Annotated in this window: 16 protein-coding genes; 9 read left to right on the forward strand and 7 right to left on the reverse strand. The window is 75.2% G+C overall.

From position 1 onward, the window contains the following. Positions 1 to 56: 56 nt before the first annotated feature. Together MRBLML1_RS17840 and pknB are read right to left on the reverse strand one after the other, a co-directional pair. A complete protein-coding gene (locus MRBLML1_RS17840; RefSeq protein ID WP_364518446.1) occupies positions 57 to 965 on the reverse strand; it encodes a DMT family transporter in 909 nt (302 codons plus the stop codon). Beyond that, positions 955 to 3,036 carry a Stk1 family PASTA domain-containing Ser/Thr kinase gene (pknB, locus tag MRBLML1_RS17845; RefSeq protein WP_364518448.1) on the reverse strand — a complete coding sequence of 694 codons (2,082 nt, stop codon included), beginning with the start codon at positions 3,034 to 3,036 and terminating at the stop codon, positions 955 to 957. The genes MRBLML1_RS17840 and pknB overlap by 11 nt, the downstream gene beginning before the upstream one ends. A 135-nt stretch (positions 3,037 to 3,171) precedes the next feature. Between pknB and MRBLML1_RS17850 the strand changes: the two genes are divergently transcribed. Genes MRBLML1_RS17850 through MRBLML1_RS17860 form a run of 3 tightly spaced genes read left to right on the forward strand, consistent with a single transcriptional unit; the run spans position 3,172 to position 4,474 of the window. Beyond that, on the forward strand, positions 3,172 to 3,543 hold the full coding sequence (locus tag MRBLML1_RS17850; protein WP_364518450.1) for an Rv2175c family DNA-binding protein: 372 nt from the start codon (positions 3,172 to 3,174) through the stop codon (positions 3,541 to 3,543). Positions 3,544 to 3,554: 11 nt separating this feature from the next. Continuing rightward, complete coding sequence (locus MRBLML1_RS17855; RefSeq protein ID WP_364518452.1) at positions 3,555 to 4,064, forward strand: ribonuclease domain-containing protein; 510 nt, start codon at positions 3,555 to 3,557, stop codon at positions 4,062 to 4,064. Next, positions 4,061 to 4,474 carry a barstar family protein gene (locus MRBLML1_RS17860; protein WP_364518454.1) on the forward strand — a complete coding sequence of 138 codons (414 nt, stop codon included), beginning with the start codon at positions 4,061 to 4,063 and terminating at the stop codon, positions 4,472 to 4,474. The genes MRBLML1_RS17855 and MRBLML1_RS17860 overlap by 4 nt, the downstream gene beginning before the upstream one ends. On the opposite strand, the gene MRBLML1_RS17865 is transcribed toward MRBLML1_RS17860, so the two are convergent. Beyond that, a complete protein-coding gene (locus tag MRBLML1_RS17865; RefSeq protein WP_364518456.1) occupies positions 4,471 to 5,559 on the reverse strand; it encodes a polyprenyl synthetase family protein in 1,089 nt (362 codons plus the stop codon). The genes MRBLML1_RS17860 and MRBLML1_RS17865 overlap by 4 nt on opposite strands. Before the next feature lie 75 nt (positions 5,560 to 5,634). Between MRBLML1_RS17865 and metF the strand changes: the two genes are divergently transcribed. After that, complete coding sequence (gene metF, locus MRBLML1_RS17870) at positions 5,635 to 6,525, forward strand: methylenetetrahydrofolate reductase [NAD(P)H] (protein WP_364518458.1); 891 nt, start codon at positions 5,635 to 5,637, stop codon at positions 6,523 to 6,525. A gap of 155 nt (positions 6,526 to 6,680) precedes the next feature. Here the strand turns inward: metF and MRBLML1_RS17875 are convergent, their stop codons facing one another. Continuing rightward, on the reverse strand, positions 6,681 to 7,994 hold the full coding sequence (locus tag MRBLML1_RS17875) for a phytoene desaturase family protein (protein WP_364518460.1): 1,314 nt from the start codon (positions 7,992 to 7,994) through the stop codon (positions 6,681 to 6,683). After that, positions 7,994 to 8,467, reverse strand: a complete 474-nt coding sequence (locus MRBLML1_RS17880; RefSeq protein WP_364518462.1) for a YbaK/EbsC family protein — start codon at positions 8,465 to 8,467, stop codon at positions 7,994 to 7,996. The genes MRBLML1_RS17875 and MRBLML1_RS17880 overlap by 1 nt, the downstream gene beginning before the upstream one ends. 42 nt (positions 8,468 to 8,509) lie before the next feature. On the opposite strand from MRBLML1_RS17880, the gene MRBLML1_RS17885 reads away from it, so the two are divergent. The 5 genes from MRBLML1_RS17885 to MRBLML1_RS17905 all read left to right on the forward strand — a co-directional run bounded on the left by MRBLML1_RS17885 (position 8,510) and on the right by MRBLML1_RS17905 (position 12,223). Beyond that, a complete protein-coding gene (locus MRBLML1_RS17885) occupies positions 8,510 to 8,998 on the forward strand; it encodes a hypothetical protein (RefSeq protein WP_364518464.1) in 489 nt (162 codons plus the stop codon). A gap of 73 nt (positions 8,999 to 9,071) precedes the next feature. After that, complete coding sequence (locus tag MRBLML1_RS17890) at positions 9,072 to 9,548, forward strand: SAV_6107 family HEPN domain-containing protein (RefSeq protein ID WP_364518466.1); 477 nt, start codon at positions 9,072 to 9,074, stop codon at positions 9,546 to 9,548. A 57-nt stretch (positions 9,549 to 9,605) separates the two neighbouring features. Next, entirely contained in the window at positions 9,606 to 10,319 is a 714-nt protein-coding gene (locus tag MRBLML1_RS17895; RefSeq protein ID WP_364518468.1) for a methyltransferase domain-containing protein, read from the forward strand. 72 nt (positions 10,320 to 10,391) lie between these two features. Next, complete coding sequence (dinB, locus tag MRBLML1_RS17900; protein ID WP_364518471.1) at positions 10,392 to 11,693, forward strand: DNA polymerase IV; 1,302 nt, start codon at positions 10,392 to 10,394, stop codon at positions 11,691 to 11,693. 92 nt (positions 11,694 to 11,785) lie between these two features. Then, the gene (locus MRBLML1_RS17905) at positions 11,786 to 12,223 is read left to right on the forward strand and encodes a DUF3040 domain-containing protein (protein ID WP_364518473.1); all 438 of its coding nucleotides are present in this window, start codon (positions 11,786 to 11,788) and stop codon (positions 12,221 to 12,223) included. A gap of 129 nt (positions 12,224 to 12,352) precedes the next feature. On the opposite strand, the gene MRBLML1_RS17910 is transcribed toward MRBLML1_RS17905, so the two are convergent. Beyond that, complete coding sequence (locus MRBLML1_RS17910) at positions 12,353 to 14,686, reverse strand: transglutaminaseTgpA domain-containing protein (RefSeq protein ID WP_364518475.1); 2,334 nt, start codon at positions 14,684 to 14,686, stop codon at positions 12,353 to 12,355. Then, positions 14,683 to 15,912 carry a DUF58 domain-containing protein gene (locus tag MRBLML1_RS17915; RefSeq protein ID WP_364518477.1) on the reverse strand — a complete coding sequence of 410 codons (1,230 nt, stop codon included), beginning with the start codon at positions 15,910 to 15,912 and terminating at the stop codon, positions 14,683 to 14,685. Before MRBLML1_RS17915 ends, MRBLML1_RS17910 begins: the two co-directional genes overlap by 4 nt. Positions 15,913 to 15,914 lie beyond the last annotated feature (2 nt).

Genomic DNA, 15,914 nt, shown 5'->3' on the forward strand with positions numbered 1-15,914 from the left:
GGGAACTGACCCCCCACGCCCCATGGTGCGCCCGTCGGGGCGGATGCGCCAGGGCCTCAGACGGCGAGGTGGGTGACCTCGCCCTCGATCTTGCGGCGCGGGGCCAGCTCGACGACGAGCATGGCGGCGAGCACCATCACCCCGCCCGCGACCATCCGGGCGGTGAACGACTCCCCGCCGAGCAGCACCGCGAAGAAGGCCGCGAACACCGGCTCCATGCTCATGATGATCGCGGTGCGCGTCGGGGGCAGGTGCGACTGCGCCCAGGTCTGTGCCAGCATCGCCGCCGCGCCCGCGACCAGCGCCATGTAGACCAAGGACGCCCAGTCCGCGCCCCGCTCGGGGAGCACGACGCCCGGCTCGCCCGTCGTGAGCGCCGCGACCAGGCAGACGGCCGCGATGACCAGCACCTGCAGGATCGACATGCCCAGGGCGTCGCCGGCCGTCGACCAGGCGCCGAGGCCGACGATGTGCGCGGCGTAGAGGAGGGCCGCGACGAGGGTGATCGCCTCGCCGTAGCCGATCGAGAGGCCGTCCAGGGTGAGCACGCCCAGCCCCGCCGTCGCGAGCACCACCGCGGCCCAGGTGAGGGCGGTGATCCGGGTGCGCAGGATCGCGGCGGCGATGAGCGGGGTCGCGACGACGTACAGGCCGGTGACGAAGCCGGACACGCTGGCCGGGGTGTGCGCGAGACCGGCGGTCTGCAGGATCTGCGCGACGCCGTAGAGACAGCCGAGCACGGCCGCCCGGCGCCGTACGGCGGGGGAGAGACGGCTGATCGCACGAGGCGCCACGAGCAGCATCGCCGCACCCGCGACCAGGAAGCGCACGGCCAGGAAGTCGAGCGTCGGCACCCGCTCCAGCAGGTCCTTGATGAGGAAGAACGTCGAGCCCCAGCAGGCGGTCATCGCGAGCAGGGCGAGGCTCGCCAGCACGGCGTCGCGCCGCGGGTGCTCAGACGACATAGAGGACGACGGTGCTGCCCTTGCGCACCCGCTCGCCCGCACCGGGGTCGGTGTCCCAGGCGACCGAGCCGGAGAGGTAGATGCTCGCCCGCTCCTTCTTCACCTTGAAGCCGAGGTCCTCCAGCTTCTCCACCGCGGAGTCGGTGCTCGAGTAGCGCACCGACGGCACGGTCACCAGCTCCGGGCCCTTGGAGACGACCAGGCCGATCTCGTCACCCTTGTAGACCACGCCGGAGGCGGGGGTGTGGCTGATCACCCGGCCCTTCGGGACGGTGTCGCTGAACTCGGTGTCGGTGACCTTCACCTGCAGCCCGCGGCCCTCCAGGGTCTTCTCCAGCTTCTCCGCGTCCAGGCCGGCCCACTTGCCGACCTTGATCGGCTGGCGGCCCTTGCTGACGACGACCGCGACGGCGGTGTCGACGGGCAGGCCCTTGGCCTCCGCGCTGCCGTACGCCGGGGCGCTGGCGATCACCTGTCCCTGGGGCACGGTCTCGGAGTAGCGCGGCACCTGCCGGCCGAGCACCATCTTGACCTCGCCCAGCTTGGCCTCCGCCTCGTCGACGGTGAGCCCGGCGAGGTCCGGCACGTCGTAGACCTCCGGGCCGCGGGACACGGTGAGCGTCACGTCGTCACCGGGCAGGATCCGCGCGCCCGGGCGGGGGTCGGTGGAGACCACGACGCCGGGAGCGACGCTGTCGGAGTAGACCTGCTCGACGTCGGTGCCGAGCCCGGCGTCGTCGAGCTTGGTCTCCGCGGCGGCCTGCTCGAGGCCGACCACGCCGGGGGTGGAGGTGTAGCGGCCCCAGCCGAACCAGTAGCCGCCCGCGGCCAGCGCGGCGACGAGCACCACCAGCACGAGCGCCCAGACCAGTCCGCGCCGCCCGCGGCGCTCACGCACCGGGGGCGGGGTGACGTCGACCGGGACCGGACGCGAGGGGGCCGGGCGCGGTGTGCGCGGCTGGGCGCGGGGTTGCGGCTGCCGTGCGGGCGGCGGAGGAGCCGGGAGCAGGTCCGGCACGCCCTGCCACAGCGAGCTCACCGGCTCCGGCGTGGTGTCGCCGCCGACCTCCGGGCGCTCCTCCGGCTCGACCACGCGGGCGCTCGGCATCAGGTCGGCGTACAGCTCGGGGTCCTCCCGCACGCCCTCGTGCAGCGCCTGGGCCACCCGGCGGACGTGGTGCAGCAGCACCGTCGCGTCGCCGGGGCGCAGGCTCGGGTCGCGGGTCGTGGCGCGTGCGACCAGCGCGTCGACGTACGCCGGCAGGCCGGGCGTGACGCTGGAGGGAGCCGGCACGTCGTGGTGGACGTGGCGGTAGGCCACCGCGATCGGCGACTCCCCGGTGTGCGGCTTGGTGCCGGTGAGCAGCTCGAAGAGGATCACGCCGGCCGCGTAGACGTCGGCGCGGGCGTCGGAGCGCTGCTCCACGACCAGCTCGGGCGCGAGGTAGGACACCGTGCCGATCAGCACGCCGCTGGTCGCCGTGTGCTGGGTCTCGGAGCTGACCGCCTTGGCGAGGCCGAAGTCGGCGACCTTGATCCGGCCGTCGTCGGCGATGAGCACGTTCTCCGGCTTCACGTCGCGGTGGATCAGCCCGGCCCGGTGGGCCGAGGCCAGCGCGGAGAGCACCGGGTCGAGGATCGCCAGCGCCCGCTCGGGCGACATCGGGGCTTCCTTGGTGATGGTGTCGCGCAGGGTGTGGCCGGGGACGTGCTCCATCACCAGGTACGTCGTACCGTCCCCGGTCTCGTCGCGGCCCTGGTCGTAGACCGCCACGACGTTGGGGTGGGAGAGCCGTGCCGCGGCCTTGGCCTCGCGCACGAAGCGCCGTGCGAAGGAGTCGTCCTCGGTGGTCGCGTCGCCCAGCCCGGGATGCATGATCTTGACCGCGACGGTGCGGTCGAGCCGGGTGTCGACGGCCTCGTAGACGCTGGCCATCCCGCCGCGCGCGATCCGCGGCCCGATCCGGTAGCGACCGTCGAGCAGGCGCCCGTACTGGTGGTCCTCGGTCCGTCCTGCGGGGTCGCCGGGCCGCGCGGCGTCGTCGCCGCGGGCGCGCTGGTCGTCGTGCACAGCGACCCTCCTGTGCATGTTCCGCTGGACCGGCCGGGGAAGGTGACCGGAGAGGTCATCGTACGGCGCGGCACCTCAGCATCCCGGCGGCCACGCCGGTGTGATCCCGGCCCGCCGGTCGTGGAAGATGGGCCCATGAGCGACATGCCACTGGCCGAGCACGACCTCTCCGCCCTCGTCGAGGAGTGGCTGGACTGGGACCAGGCCGCCGCGCTGATCGGCGTCACGCCCGCCAAGGTGCGCACCATGGTCCGCGAGCACCAGCTCGCCGCCGCGGTGCCGGGCGACGGGCGCAAGCAGGGCATCCCGGCGCTCTTCCTCGACGGCGCGGAGCCGGTCAAGGGCCTGCCCGGGCTGCTGACCACCCTGCACGACAACGGCTACGACGACCGTGAGTGCATCGCGTGGATCTTCCTCGACGCCGACCTGCCCGGCCGGCCGATCGACGCGCTGCGCGAGAACCGCGGCTCCGAGGTCAAGCGGCGCGCCCAGGCGCTCGGCTTCTAGCGGGTCCGGGCGTGTCCAGGCGCACCACGCAGGTGGTGACGAGCATCGTCACCGTGGTCCTGCTGATCGGGTTGTGGTGGCTGCAGGAGCGCGACTCCGGCTCCCCGGAGCCGGACGCCGCGCGGGACACGCCGTCCTCGGTGCCGTCCTCGGTGCCCTCGTCGGCACCGTCCTCGACGCCGTCCTCGACGCCCTCGGCCCCGCGTTCCTCCGCGGCCTCGGAGCGACCCGACACCTCCGGCTTCCCCACCGTCGACCTCGCCGACCTGCCGCCCGAGGCCGCCGAGACGCTCGACCTGATCGATGCCGGTGGACCCTTCCCGTACCCCGGCAAGGACGGCTCGACCTTCGGCAACTTCGAGGGCCGGCTGCCGAAGCAGCCGCGCGGCTACTACGCGGAGTACACCGTGCCCACGCCCGGCGCCGAGACCCGTGGTGCCCGCCGGATCATCGCCGGTGACGGCGGCGAGCTCTACTGGACCGCCGACCACTACGACTCCTTCGAGAGGATCCGCCGATGAGCGGTCTCGCCGCCGTCCTCGCCGGCCGGCACACGCCTGGCGTCCACCGCTGGTCCTCCGCGCTCGACGTCGCCGACGTCCGTGAGGCCGTCGAGCACGCCTCCTGGTCCTTCGGCTACGTCGACGGCGCGGCCCTCGACACCACCCCCGCCGTCCTGCGCGGGATCGGCGACGCGCTCGCCTTCGGTGACCACTACGGCGCCAACCTGGACGCCCTGCACGACAGCCTGCGCGACCTGGGTGCCCCCACGGTGCTGCTGTGGGACGCCTGGGGCGGCTTCGCGCGCGCCGAGCCGGAGCGGTTCGCGGTCGTCGTGGAGGTCCTCGGCGAGGCGGCCACGGGGGAGCGGCCGTTGCAGGTGCTGCTGCGCGGGCCGGGGCCCGACGGCGTCGTACCGCTGCTGGACTAGCGGGCGCGCCGCGTGGCGGCGGTCGCCAGCTGCTCCAGCACCTGGCAGGCGCCGGCGTCCCAGCCCTCCTCGGCCTGGCCGGCGCGCAGCGCCTCGACCGCCTGGCGGGCGAGCTCGTCGATCCGCGTCTCCACCTGCTCCCGCGCGCCGCAGCCGTCGATGATCGCGCGCAGCGCGGCCACCCCGGCCTCGTCGAGCGGGGTGCCGAGGGCGGCGTCCAGCCGGGCGGCGTCGTCGGGGGAGGCGGCGTCCAGGGCCAGCGCGACCAGCACCGTGCGCTTGCCCTCGACCAGGTCGTCGCCGGCGGGCTTGCCGGTGGTCTCCGGGTCGCCGAAGACGCCGAGCAGGTCGTCACGCAGCTGGAAGGCCTCGCCGAGCGGGAGGCCGAAGCCGGTGAGCCGCTCGATCGTGCCCGGCGCGGCGCCGGCGAGCGCGGCACCGATGTGGACGGGTCGCTCGATGGAGTACTTCGCGGACTTGTAGCGCAGCACCGTCGTCGCTTGCGCCACGCTCGCCCGGCCGCGGGCCTGCACCGAGACGTCGAGGAACTGCCCGGCGATCACCTCCGAGCGGCACAGGTCGAAGACGTCGAGCGCCGGGCCTACCCGGTCCCAGCCCAGGCCGCAGCGGCGCAGCAGCTCGTCGGACCACGACAGCAGCAGGTCGCCGAGCAGGATGGCCGCCGCGGCGCCGTACTGGACCGGGTCGCCGCGCCAGCCGTCGGCGCGGTGCTCGGCCTCGAAGCCACGGTGCGTGGCCGCCCGGCCGCGACGGGTGTCGGAGGCGTCCATCAGGTCGTCGTGGACCAGCGCGCTGGCGTGCAGCAGCTCCAGGGACGCGGCGGCGCGGGCCACCGCCCGGGCGTCGTCGCCGGTCGGTACGCCGGCCACGGCGGCGTACCCCCAGTGGCAGAAGGCCGCCCGGAAGCGCTTGCCGCCCGAGACGGTCGCCCGGGCCTCGGTGAGCAGCCGCGCGGCGTCGGCGCCCAGCGGTGCCAGCCGGTCGGTCTGCTCGGCGAGGAAGGCGTCGAGCGTGGCCTGGACCTCCGCACGGAAGGAGGTGGGGTCCCAGCGCTGCGCACTCACCGGGCCAGCCTAGTGATCCTCCGCACTTGCGAGATCCCCGGCCCCGGGGCCCTCCGCCCGCCTAGACTTCGGCCCATGGTTACCGGTGCCGGACGCTCCCTCGGCGACATCATCCGCGAGGGCGGTCGCTCGTTCTCGTTCGAGTTCTTCCCGCCCAAGGACGAGGCGGGCGAGGCCCAGCTGTGGGACGCCATCCGCGCGCTCGAGCCCTACCGGCCCTCCTTCGTCTCGGTCACCTACGGCGCCGGCGGCAGCACCCGCGACAAGACCGTCGCGATCACCGGCCGGATCGCGCGGGAGACCTCGCTCATCCCGATGGCCCACCTGACCTGCGTCGGCCACACCCGCGAGGAGCTCGAGAGCATCCTCGACGCCTACGACGCCGAGGGCGTCGCCCACGTGCTCGCCCTGCGCGGCGACCCGCAGGAGGGCCCGCGGGCCGACTGGACGCCCACCGACGGCGGCCTCAACTACGCCGTCGAGCTGGTCCGGATGGCCCAGGCCCGCGGCAGCTTCCGGGTCGGCGTCGCCGCCTTCCCCGAGGGCCACCCGTCCGCGGAGTCGCTCGACCGCGACGCCGACGTCCTGGTCGAGAAGGCCAAGGCGGGGGCGGAGTTCGCCGTCACCCAGATGTTCTTCCGCGCCTCCGACTACTTCGCGCTCGTCGACCGGGTGCGTGAGCGCGGCGTCGACATGCCGATCCTGCCGGGCATCATGCCGATCCTGAACCTCAGCGCCATCCGCCGCCAGGGCGAGCTGATCGGCACCAGCGTTCCGGACGAGATCGTCGAGCGGATCAGCGCCTACGACGGCGACCCGGCCGCGGTGCGCGCCGAGGGGATCCGGATCGCCGCCGAGCTGTGCGACGAGCTGCTCGCCGGTGGCGCGCCCGGCCTGCACTTCTACACGCTCAACCGGTCCAAGGCGACGCTGGAGATCTTCGAGGCGCTGCAGATCACCGTCTGAGCGCCGGCTCGGGGGCTCCACGTCGAGCGGGGACCTGCGCCGCTCGAGTGGGCACTTGATGCCGTCGAGTGGGCACTTCGGGTCCTCGCCCTGCGCGGAAACCCCCCACTCGACGCGAGAAAGTACCTACTCGGCGTGGGAGGGGCGGCGCGGGCTCAGGCGGGGCCGACCAGGCCCGCCACCAGCGCCGCGGACTGGGCCACGAAGGGCACGCCCGCGCCCGGTGCGCCGTGCGCGCCGGCGACGTACAGGTTGGGGATCGGGGTCGCCGGCCCGAGCCGGGACCGGACCGTGCCGCGGCCCTGCCACAGCACGCCCATCGGCGAGCCGTGCCACTGCTCGACCAGGTCGCGCGGGCTGAGGTCCACCCGGGCCACCACCTGCTCGCGCACGTCGATGCCGTGGCGGACCAGCGCGTCGACCATGTCCTCGGCGATCTTGCCGCGCCCGTGCAGGGTCCACGCCGTGCCGCCCTCGGGGGCGGAGATGCCGGGACGCACCGAGATCGTCGGCTCGGCGTTGAAGACGATCTCGTGGGTCAGCGGGGGGACGTCGCCGACCAGGCCCAGGTGCGCGACCACCGGCGGGATGGCGGGCATCGTCTTCTCGACGTACGCCGCCAGGGTGGGCAGGCGGCGCGGGTCGACCGCCACCACGACGGCATCGGCGTCCGCGTCGCCCTCGCTGGTGCGCACCGCGACCGCGCGGCCCTCGCGGACCACCACGTCGCCGACCTCCAGGCCGGTGCGCACCGTCACCTTGCGGGTGGCCAGGCGCTGCTCCAGCAGCTCCGCGACCCGGGCCATGCCGCCGGGGACCCGCCACCCGCCGAAGCTCTGCTCCAGGTAGGACCACACGCCCACCCACGACGGCACGTTGCGCAGGTCGTGGCCCTCCGCGGTCGCGAGGTGGCCGGCGACCAGCGCCAGCCGCTCGTCGCGGAAGTCGTGACGCAGCCGCTTGAAGAGCGTCTCGCGGATCGCGAACAGCTGGTCGAGCTCCTTGGGCAGGGTACGGCGGTCCGCGGGCCGCGCCGGGGCCTCCACGTAGTGCCGGCGCAGGATGCCCCACACGGGCTCGTAGATGTCGACGTGCTTGGCCCAGGTCTCGCCCAGGCCCTTGCCGAGCTCGTCGAAGGCCGCCACCTGGTCGGCACGCGAGCCACCGGGCAGCCGGATCGAGGTGCGGTCGGCGAAGCGGTGCTCGCGCAGCACCTCCATCGGCTCCAGCTCCCCGCCGAGCTCGGTCTCCAGGGGGCGCCCGGTCTTGCGGAACAGGTCGCGCAGCGCGGCCGGCACCAGCGTGCTCGCCGGGCCGCCCTCCCACCGGTAGCCCTCGTGCTCGACCGGCGCGAGCGCGCCGCCGATCCGATCCGAGGCCTCCAGCAGCGCCACCTCGTGGCCCTGCTTGGCCAGCCGGGCCGCGGCGCCCGCGCCGCCGAGCCCGCCGCCGACCACGACGACGCGCATCAGGCGACCTCGACCGGGGTGGCGCCGGTGAGGGCCAGCAGCTCGTCGTACGTCGTGGAGAAGACCGCCGCCGGGTGGCCCGCCGCCGCCCAGACCACCTCGTGGCGGGCGAGCCAGGGGTCGACGTACGTCGGCACGGGGGCGGGGTGACCGATCGGCGACACCCCGCCGATCACCTGGCCGGTGTGCTCGCGAACGAAGTCGGGGGAGGCCCGGCGCAGCGGGCCGTGGCCGGTCGTCGTGGCGACCAGTGCGGTGTCGACGCGGTGCGCGCCGGAGGTCAGGATGAGGACCGGCGCACCGCCGGCGTCGAAGAGCAGGCTGTTGGCGATCGCCCCGACCTCGCAGCCGAGCGCCTCGGCGGCCAGTGCGGCCGTGTGGACCGAGTCAGGCAGAATGACGATCTCGCCCACTCCGCCGCGGGCCTCGTGCTCCGCGCGGAACCGGGTGATCGAGGGATGCTCGGCCGACATGGGGGAGACCCTATTCCAGGCCTGTCGATGCAGGAGGAACGGATGACCAAGCGACCACCCGCCGTGACCGTCGCGTGCTGGCTGCTCTGGTTCCTGGTGGCCGCGGGCGCCCTGGTGTGCGTGATGGTGGTCGTGCAGCGCGACGACCTCGGCGCCGTCTGGTCGCCGGTCCAGGTGGGGGACAGCACGGTCCAGCCGGTGGAGTTCGTGCCCGTCATCCTGGTCCTGTACGGCGTGACGGCGGTCCTCGCCGCCACCCTCATCGCGCTGTTCCGCAGCCGCAACAACTGGGCCCGCCACTCGCTGGCCGCGATCGTCGTGGGGATCTTCCTGGTCACCGTCGCGACCGTGCGCACCGACCCGCCGCGGCTGGTCGAGTGGGCGGCGATCGGCGCGGCCGTGGTCTGCGCGATCACGCTGGTCTTCGTCTGGCACCCGCAGTCGCGGCAGTGGGTGCACGAGCGCGGCCGGGTGCGCGAGCAGCCGGCGCCCGCCGAGACCCCGGCGACGGAGTCCCCGACCGACGCTTGACGTCCTGTCGGGGGGCGGGTGTACCTTCGAGTCGTTCGAACATCTGTTCGAACAGTCCTCGAAGGAGATGCCCGTGGTCACCTCGCCGCTCGCCCCGCAGCACACCTCGCCGTCCGGCTTCGGTCCCGACGTCCTGCCTGCGACCACGCACAGCTACCTGCTCCGTGCGGCGGAGTCGCTGAGCGAGGCGGTCGCGGCCCCCGACGCGGCCACCCGCTACGCCTGCGCCCACGTGGCGGCCCTGCGCGCCGCGGCGGCCCTGCTCTCCGCGCGGGCCCGGCCGGTCGGGCCACGCAAGCGTCCGCAGAAGAACGCATGGGTGCTGCTGACCGAGGTGGCGCCGGAGATGGCCGAGTGGGCCACCTTCTTCGCGGCCGGTGCCGGCAAGCGGGCCGCGGCGGAGGCGGGCTCCACCCGGGCGGTCTCCGAGCGCGACGCCGACGACCTGGTCCGTGACGCCGACCGGTTCCTCGCCCTGGTCGAGCAGTCGCTGGGCCTGACTCCCCACGCCGCGGTGGGCGGACGGGCGGCCGTCCGCGTGGCCGGCTGACCCGGCCCGGACGAGTCACGGGGCGACCGGGGAGGGAGGGCGGATAGTGTTCGGGACATGGCCTCTCGCGAGCAGCGCGGTTCGGTGCGGACCGCCGTCGTCTGGGACACCCTCGAGGCGGCGCTGGCCGACGGCCCGCGCGACGTCGTCGACCTCGGCGGCGGCACCGGGGGCTTCGCGGTGCGGCTCGCCGAGTCCGGGCACCGGGTCCGCGTCGTCGATCCCAGCCCGGACGCGCTCGCCGCGCTCGCGCGCCGTGCCCAGGAGGCGGCCCTCGACGTCACCGGCCTGCAGGGTGACGTCACCGACCTGGTCGAGGTCGTCGGCGCCGGCACCGCCGACGTGGTGCTCTGCCACGGCGTGCTCGAGGTCGTCGACCCAGCGCAGGCCCTGGCCCGGATCGGCGAGGTGCTGCGCCCGGGCGGCCTGCTCAGCCTCGTCGTCGGCCAGCGGCACGCCGCGGTCCTGGCCCGCGCGATGGCCGGGCACTTCCAGCAGGCGCGCGGCCTGCTCGACGGCCAGGAGCCGCTCGACCCGCGGACCGGCCGCCGGTTCACGGCCGGCGAGCTCGCGTCCCTGCTCACCGCGGCCGGCTTCGAGTCCACCACGGTGCACGGCGTCCGGGTCTTCACCGACCTCGTCCCGGCCGCCCTCGTCGACCTCGAGCCCGGTGCCGCTGCCGCGCTCGTGGAGCTGGAGCGCGCGGTCGCCGGCCGTGCCGAGTACCTCCCGCTCGCGACCCAGGTCCACGTGCTCGCCACCCGGGCCTGAGCCTCGTCCCGTCGCCGGCCTCACCCCTGGGTGGGCGACCCCCGGACGCGTCGAGCCGTGCGGGGGCTCCCCATGACCGAGGCGCCGCGCGCGGCCGCGCCGTGGAGCCCGGCGCCGGCGCCCGCCTGTCCGCTGCTGCACGTGGACATGGATGCCTTCTACGCCTCGGTGATGATCCGCGACCGGCCGGACCTGCACGACGTGCCGGTCGTGGTGGGCGGGGGACACCGCGGCGTGGTGCTCTCGGCCAACTACCCCGCGCGCCGCTTCGGCGTCCGCTCGGGCATGTCCGGCACGGAGGCCCGCCGGCTGTGCCCGGACGCGGTGACGATGCCGCCGGACTTCGCCCTGCTGACGCCGGTGTCGAAGGCGATCATGGAGACCTTCCGCACGGTCACCCCGGTCGTGGAGGTGACCTCGCTCGACGAGGCCTTCCTCGACGTCCGGGGGGCGGGGCGGCTGTTCGGCTCGCCGGAGGCGATCGCCGAGCGGCTGCGCGCACGGATCCGGGCCGAGCACGGCATCACCTGCTCGGTCGGCATCGCGGCCACGATCTCGGTCGCCAAGCTCGCCAGCCGGCAGGCCAAGCCGGACGGCGTGCGGGTGATCACGCCGGAGCGGTTCGTCGCCGAGGTGCACCCGCTCGACGTCGGCGTGCTCTACGGCGTCGGTGAGGCCACCCGCCAGCGGCTGCACCGCCTCGGGCTGGTCACCGTCGGCGACGTGGCCGCGGTCGAGGTCGACCAGCTGCGCCGGATGCTCGGCGGTCACCTGGGCGGACACCTGCACACCCTGGTGTGGGGCACCGACCGCAGCGAGCTGCGGCCGGGCGGGGCCGGCGTCTTCGGGTTCGGCGAGGGCGAGCCGGAGGGCAGCATGGGCGCCCAGCACACGCTGGCCGTCGACCTGACCGACCGGGCACGCCTGCACCGTGAGCTGCTGCGGCTGACCTCGCGGGTCACCGCGCGGGTCCGGGCTGCCGAGCGGGTGGGGCGCACGGTCGCGATCACGGTGCGGTTCAGCGACTTCAGCACCGTCTCGCGCTCCCGCACCCTGCCCGAGCCGACCGACGTCACCCAGGAGGTCTACGACACCGCGGTCGCGCTGCTCGACACCCTGCTCGACGCGATGACCCCACGCCGGCCCTCGGTCCGGCTGGTGGGTGTCCGGGTCGAGGGCCTGCGCCGGGTCCGCGACGGGGACAGCCGGCAGATGGCCCTGGGGGAGCGGGACCCGGGCTGGCCGGACGCCGACCGGGCGGTGGACCGGGCCGCGACCCGGTTCGGCTCGGCGGCCGTCCGACGGGCCAGCCTGCTGTCCGCGGGCGACTCCGCGCCGCGGCCGCCGGGGTGGCCCGTTCAGGTCATCGGGTGAGGCCGACTGCACAATTTCGGGGGACGGCCTACCGGGTGGCGAATTGCCTGCCTACACTTGGGGGACAGCCAGCGAACGTGTCGGAGGAACCGGTGCCACTCTCAGAAGAGGAGCTTCGTCTGCTCGAGCAGATGGAGCGTGCCCTCAGCGAGGAGGACCCGAAGTTCGCCTCGACCCTGCGCGGCACGACGATCCGCCAGGCGGCGCGGCGTCGCGCGATCCTCGCCGGTGCGGTCTTCGCGGTCGGCGTCGCGGTGATGATGGGCGGCGCGGTCAGCGGCTACTGGCCCGTCGGCGTGGCCGGGTTCGTCGTCATGCTCGGCTCGGCGACCGTGCTCCTGACCGCCCTCAAGGGCCAGCGCGGTGGCGCCACGGACGCACAGATCGCCGCCCACCCCTCCGGCTTCGGCATCGTCGACGGCGGCCGCAGCGGCCGCCGTTCCGGCCGGAGCTCGAGCCGCGGCTCGTCCGGCTTCATGGGCACCCTGCAGGCGCGCTGGCGCCGGCGTCGCGACCGCGGCGGCTTCTGAGGCACGCCGGGGAGCCACCGGGCTCCTCGCCTGCCCGCTGAGGCGCACCGCTGGCGGCGGACGCGACGCGCGCCGCGACGTCCCGCCGCACCGTGCAGCGACCCTCGCGGATCAGCCGGGTGCCCGCCCTCAGCTGCGCCGCAGCGCCTGCCACACCGACCGCGGCAGCCACTGCGCCCGTCGCCTGTCCCGGACGGTGACCCCGGCCGCCAGGGCGTCGATCACGCACTCCACGTCGTCGAGCGTGGCCGGCCGGAGCGCCGTGGCGACGGCACCGGGCCGGGCGTACCGGGTCCGCTCGACGGCGTCCACCAGGCGCTCGAGCGCGTCGGCCGCCCGCGGTGCGACGTCGGGGCCGGTGCGCGGGCGCTCGACGGGCGGGGCGTCCGGGTCGCCCAGGTGGTCGACCAGGACGGTGCCGACCTCGCGCGGGGACCGGCCCTCGGGCCACGGGACACCGAGGTCGACGGCGCTCGCGTGCAGCTCGGCCCAGTGCTCGTCGGGCCCGCCCCCGAGCCGGGTACGACGGGCGGTGCGCCGCACCGAGCGCGGGCCCAGCAGCAGGAGCGCCGCCAGGAGCAGCACGACCAGCACGCCACCGCCGATGGCGAGGTTGCGCCCGGTGTGGCTGGCGGATCCGGAGCCCTGACCGCTGTCGGCGGCGGGGGCCTCGGTGGGACGGTTCGGGGCCGGGCGGGGAGCGACGGTCGCCGTGCCGCTGGGCGCCGCCGACGAGGTCGCCGTGCCGGGGTCGGGCCTGCCGCCGTCGACCGGGACCCGTGAGTAGTCGGGGACGTCCTGCACCCGGCCGGCCGGGGTGGGCTCGAAGCGCACCCAGCCGGCGCCGGAGAAGTAGAGCTCGGGCCAGGCGTGCAGGTCGTGGCTGCTGTACTCCCAGCGCCCGTCCCCGAGCTGGGTGGGCTGGAGGAAGCCGACCGCGACCCGGGCGGGGATGCCGAGGACGCGAGCCATCACGGCCATCGCGGAGGCGTACTGCTCGCAGTAGCCGACCCGGCCGCTGGGGGACAGGAAGGACTCCAGGGTGTCGTTGCCGGTGCCGGGGGGCGCCTTGCGCAGGTCGTAGGTGAAGCCGCCCTCGCTGCGGAAGAAGGCCTGGAGCATCAGCGCCCGCTCGTAGTCGTTCTCCGCGGGCTCGGTGACGCTGCGGGCGAGCTCGCGCACGATGGAGGGGATCCCGGAGGGCAGCTCCAGCATCTCCTGGGGGACGGCGCCGCCGGGCGCGTCGCGGAAGTAGCGGCCGTCGGTGCCGTAGCGCGGCACGATCGAGGTCATGGAGTACGACAGCCGGCGGGTGTCGAGGTCGTCGTCGGCGGCGAGGAAGTCCATCGAGGACGGGTCGAAGCGCCAGTCGCCGTCGGCCCGCACGGCCGCGGCGGGGAACTGGGTGGGCAGCCAGGTGGAGTTGAGGTCCGAGGTGACCTCGACGTCGTAGTCGTACTGCTCGCTCGGCACCGACTCCGACAGCCCGGCCGGGCGGGGCAGGGCGCCGCTCGCGGTGTTCTCCTGCGGCACGTCGCGGTCGCCGCTGCTCCACTCCTGGCCGGTGAAGCGGTTGAGCACCGAGATGCGCAGGTACGACGGCGACGGGTCGTCGGTGGTGAGCCGCACCAGCGGCACGTCCTCGCCGCGCTCGAGGTCGCGGCGCATGTCGGCGATCGGCTTGCGGATGCGGATGTCGCCGCCGCTCCCGCCGCTGCCGAGGTCGAACAGGTCGGTGCTGAGCACGGGCACGAAGACGGGGACGACGAGCGCGAGCACGGTCGCGGTGATCCCGATCGGCGCGGCGCCCGCCTTGACCGCCTCGCGCACCGGGTGGCCGTGGTGCCAGGGGGTGCGGTCGGTGGGGCCGAGCGGGCGCCCCCACCGGTAGAGGTGCTCGCGCGCGTCGAGGTGGAGCATGAGGAGGAAGCCGACGGCGGTGAGCGCGAAGCCGATCCAGCCGGGGCCCCGGTCGAGCAGCCCGCTGGGGACGGAGTAGACCGCGAGCAGCGCGAGGCCGGCGGCGGGCACCCGGCGGAAGGTGCACGCGATGGTGTCGACGAGCACGAGGAAGGCCGCGGCGCAGACCAGGAGCAGCGGCCACAGCGCGGGGACGCGGGGCCCGACCGGCGCGCTGTAGGTGCGCGCGGTGTCGACCGCGGTCGACAGCGCCTGCCCGATCTGCGCGCTGGGGACCGGTGAGCCGGTGATCTGCCAGGAGACCACGGCGGTCACGACGACGACCTGGGCGAGGACGACCAGCCAGCGGGGGACCGCGCGCCAGCGCAGCAGGGAGCCGAGGACCAGGACGACGAGGCCGACGACGGCGGCACGCCCGAGCAGGCTGTCCGGGTCGCTGAGGAAGCCCCGCCACGCGGTCAGCGCCAGCCAGGTGGTGACGACGGCGACCAGTCCGAGCAGGAAGGTGGCGGCCGGCGGCGCGGCGGTGCGCGGGCCGCTCATGAGGGTGCTCCGCGTCGCGAGGGTGCGCGGCCGAGGTCGCGCCAGGCGGTGTCGAGCCGGTCGCGCGGACCCACGCCGACGGCCCGCCAGCCGATGGAGAGCAGCGGGGCCGCCGCGGCGGCCGGCCCGCCGTCGCCGCGGGACGTGCTCCACTGCTCCACGTCGAGCACGACGGCGAGTGCCGCCCCCGCGTCGTGCCGGATCCGCCGCAGCGCGGGGGAGTCGCCCGAGCCGTGGCCGCCGAGGACGGCGACCACGACCCCGCCGCGGGCCTGGTCGCCGGACCAGCCGGTGTCGAGGGTCGGCCGCTGGGTGAGGTCGAGCACGGCGAGGCGGCGCAGCGTCTCGTCGGCGCCCTCGACCTCGGCCCCGTTGGCGGTGGCGAGCTGGACGGCGTACCCGTGCTGCTCCAGGTGCACCACGACGGACGCGGCGGCGACGATCGCGGACTCGAAGCTCGACGCAGGGCCACGGCCGCGGTGGGTCTGCACCCGGTTGTCGAGGACGACGGTCGCGTGCGCCTCCCAGGGCTGCTCCTCGCGGCGCACCATCAGGTCGCCGACCCGCGCGGAGCTGCGCCAGTGCACCCGGCGCAGGTCGTCGCCGCGGCGGTACTCGCGCACGCTCACGTCCTCGGCCGAGCCGGACGCGAAGGCCTGCGGCCGGTGCTCCCCGGCGCCCTGCCAGCCGCCGGAGAGCGGGATGGCGGGCAGCGGCAGCACGCGCGGGGTGGCGATCAGCTCGGCGGTGCCGCCGACCTCACGGCGCCGCTCGACGAGGCCGAAGGGGTCGGTGGTCCGCACGGTGAGCGGACCGACGGTGAACCGGCCGCGGATGTCGGAGCGCACCGGGTAGGTGACGGTGCGCTCCCACTGCCGGTCGAGGCCCTGGAGCACGAAGCGCGGCCGGCTGCCGAGGGCGTAGGGGAGGGCGTCCTCGATGAGCAGCGGGCCGTCGCCACGGCGGCGCTCGCTCGCGACGGCGAGGTCGATCCGGGCCGCTTCCCCGGCGCGGAGCAGCCGCGGCCACACGCTGCGCGAGACGACGGGGTCGTGGCGCCGGCGGCTGACGACGAGGGCGGCGACGAGCGGGAGGACGAGCACGAGCACGCCGACCCGGGTCAGCGCGGGCTGACCGAAGACGACGGCACAGGCGATCGCGGTCACCCCGGCCGCGAGGAAGGCGCGCCCGCGCAGGGTCAGCGAGGAGAGCGCGGAGCTGAGCATCG

The organism is Nocardioides sp. LML1-1-1.1, from assembly GCF_040676175.1.
GTDB lineage: Bacteria > Actinomycetota > Actinomycetes > Propionibacteriales > Nocardioidaceae > Nocardioides.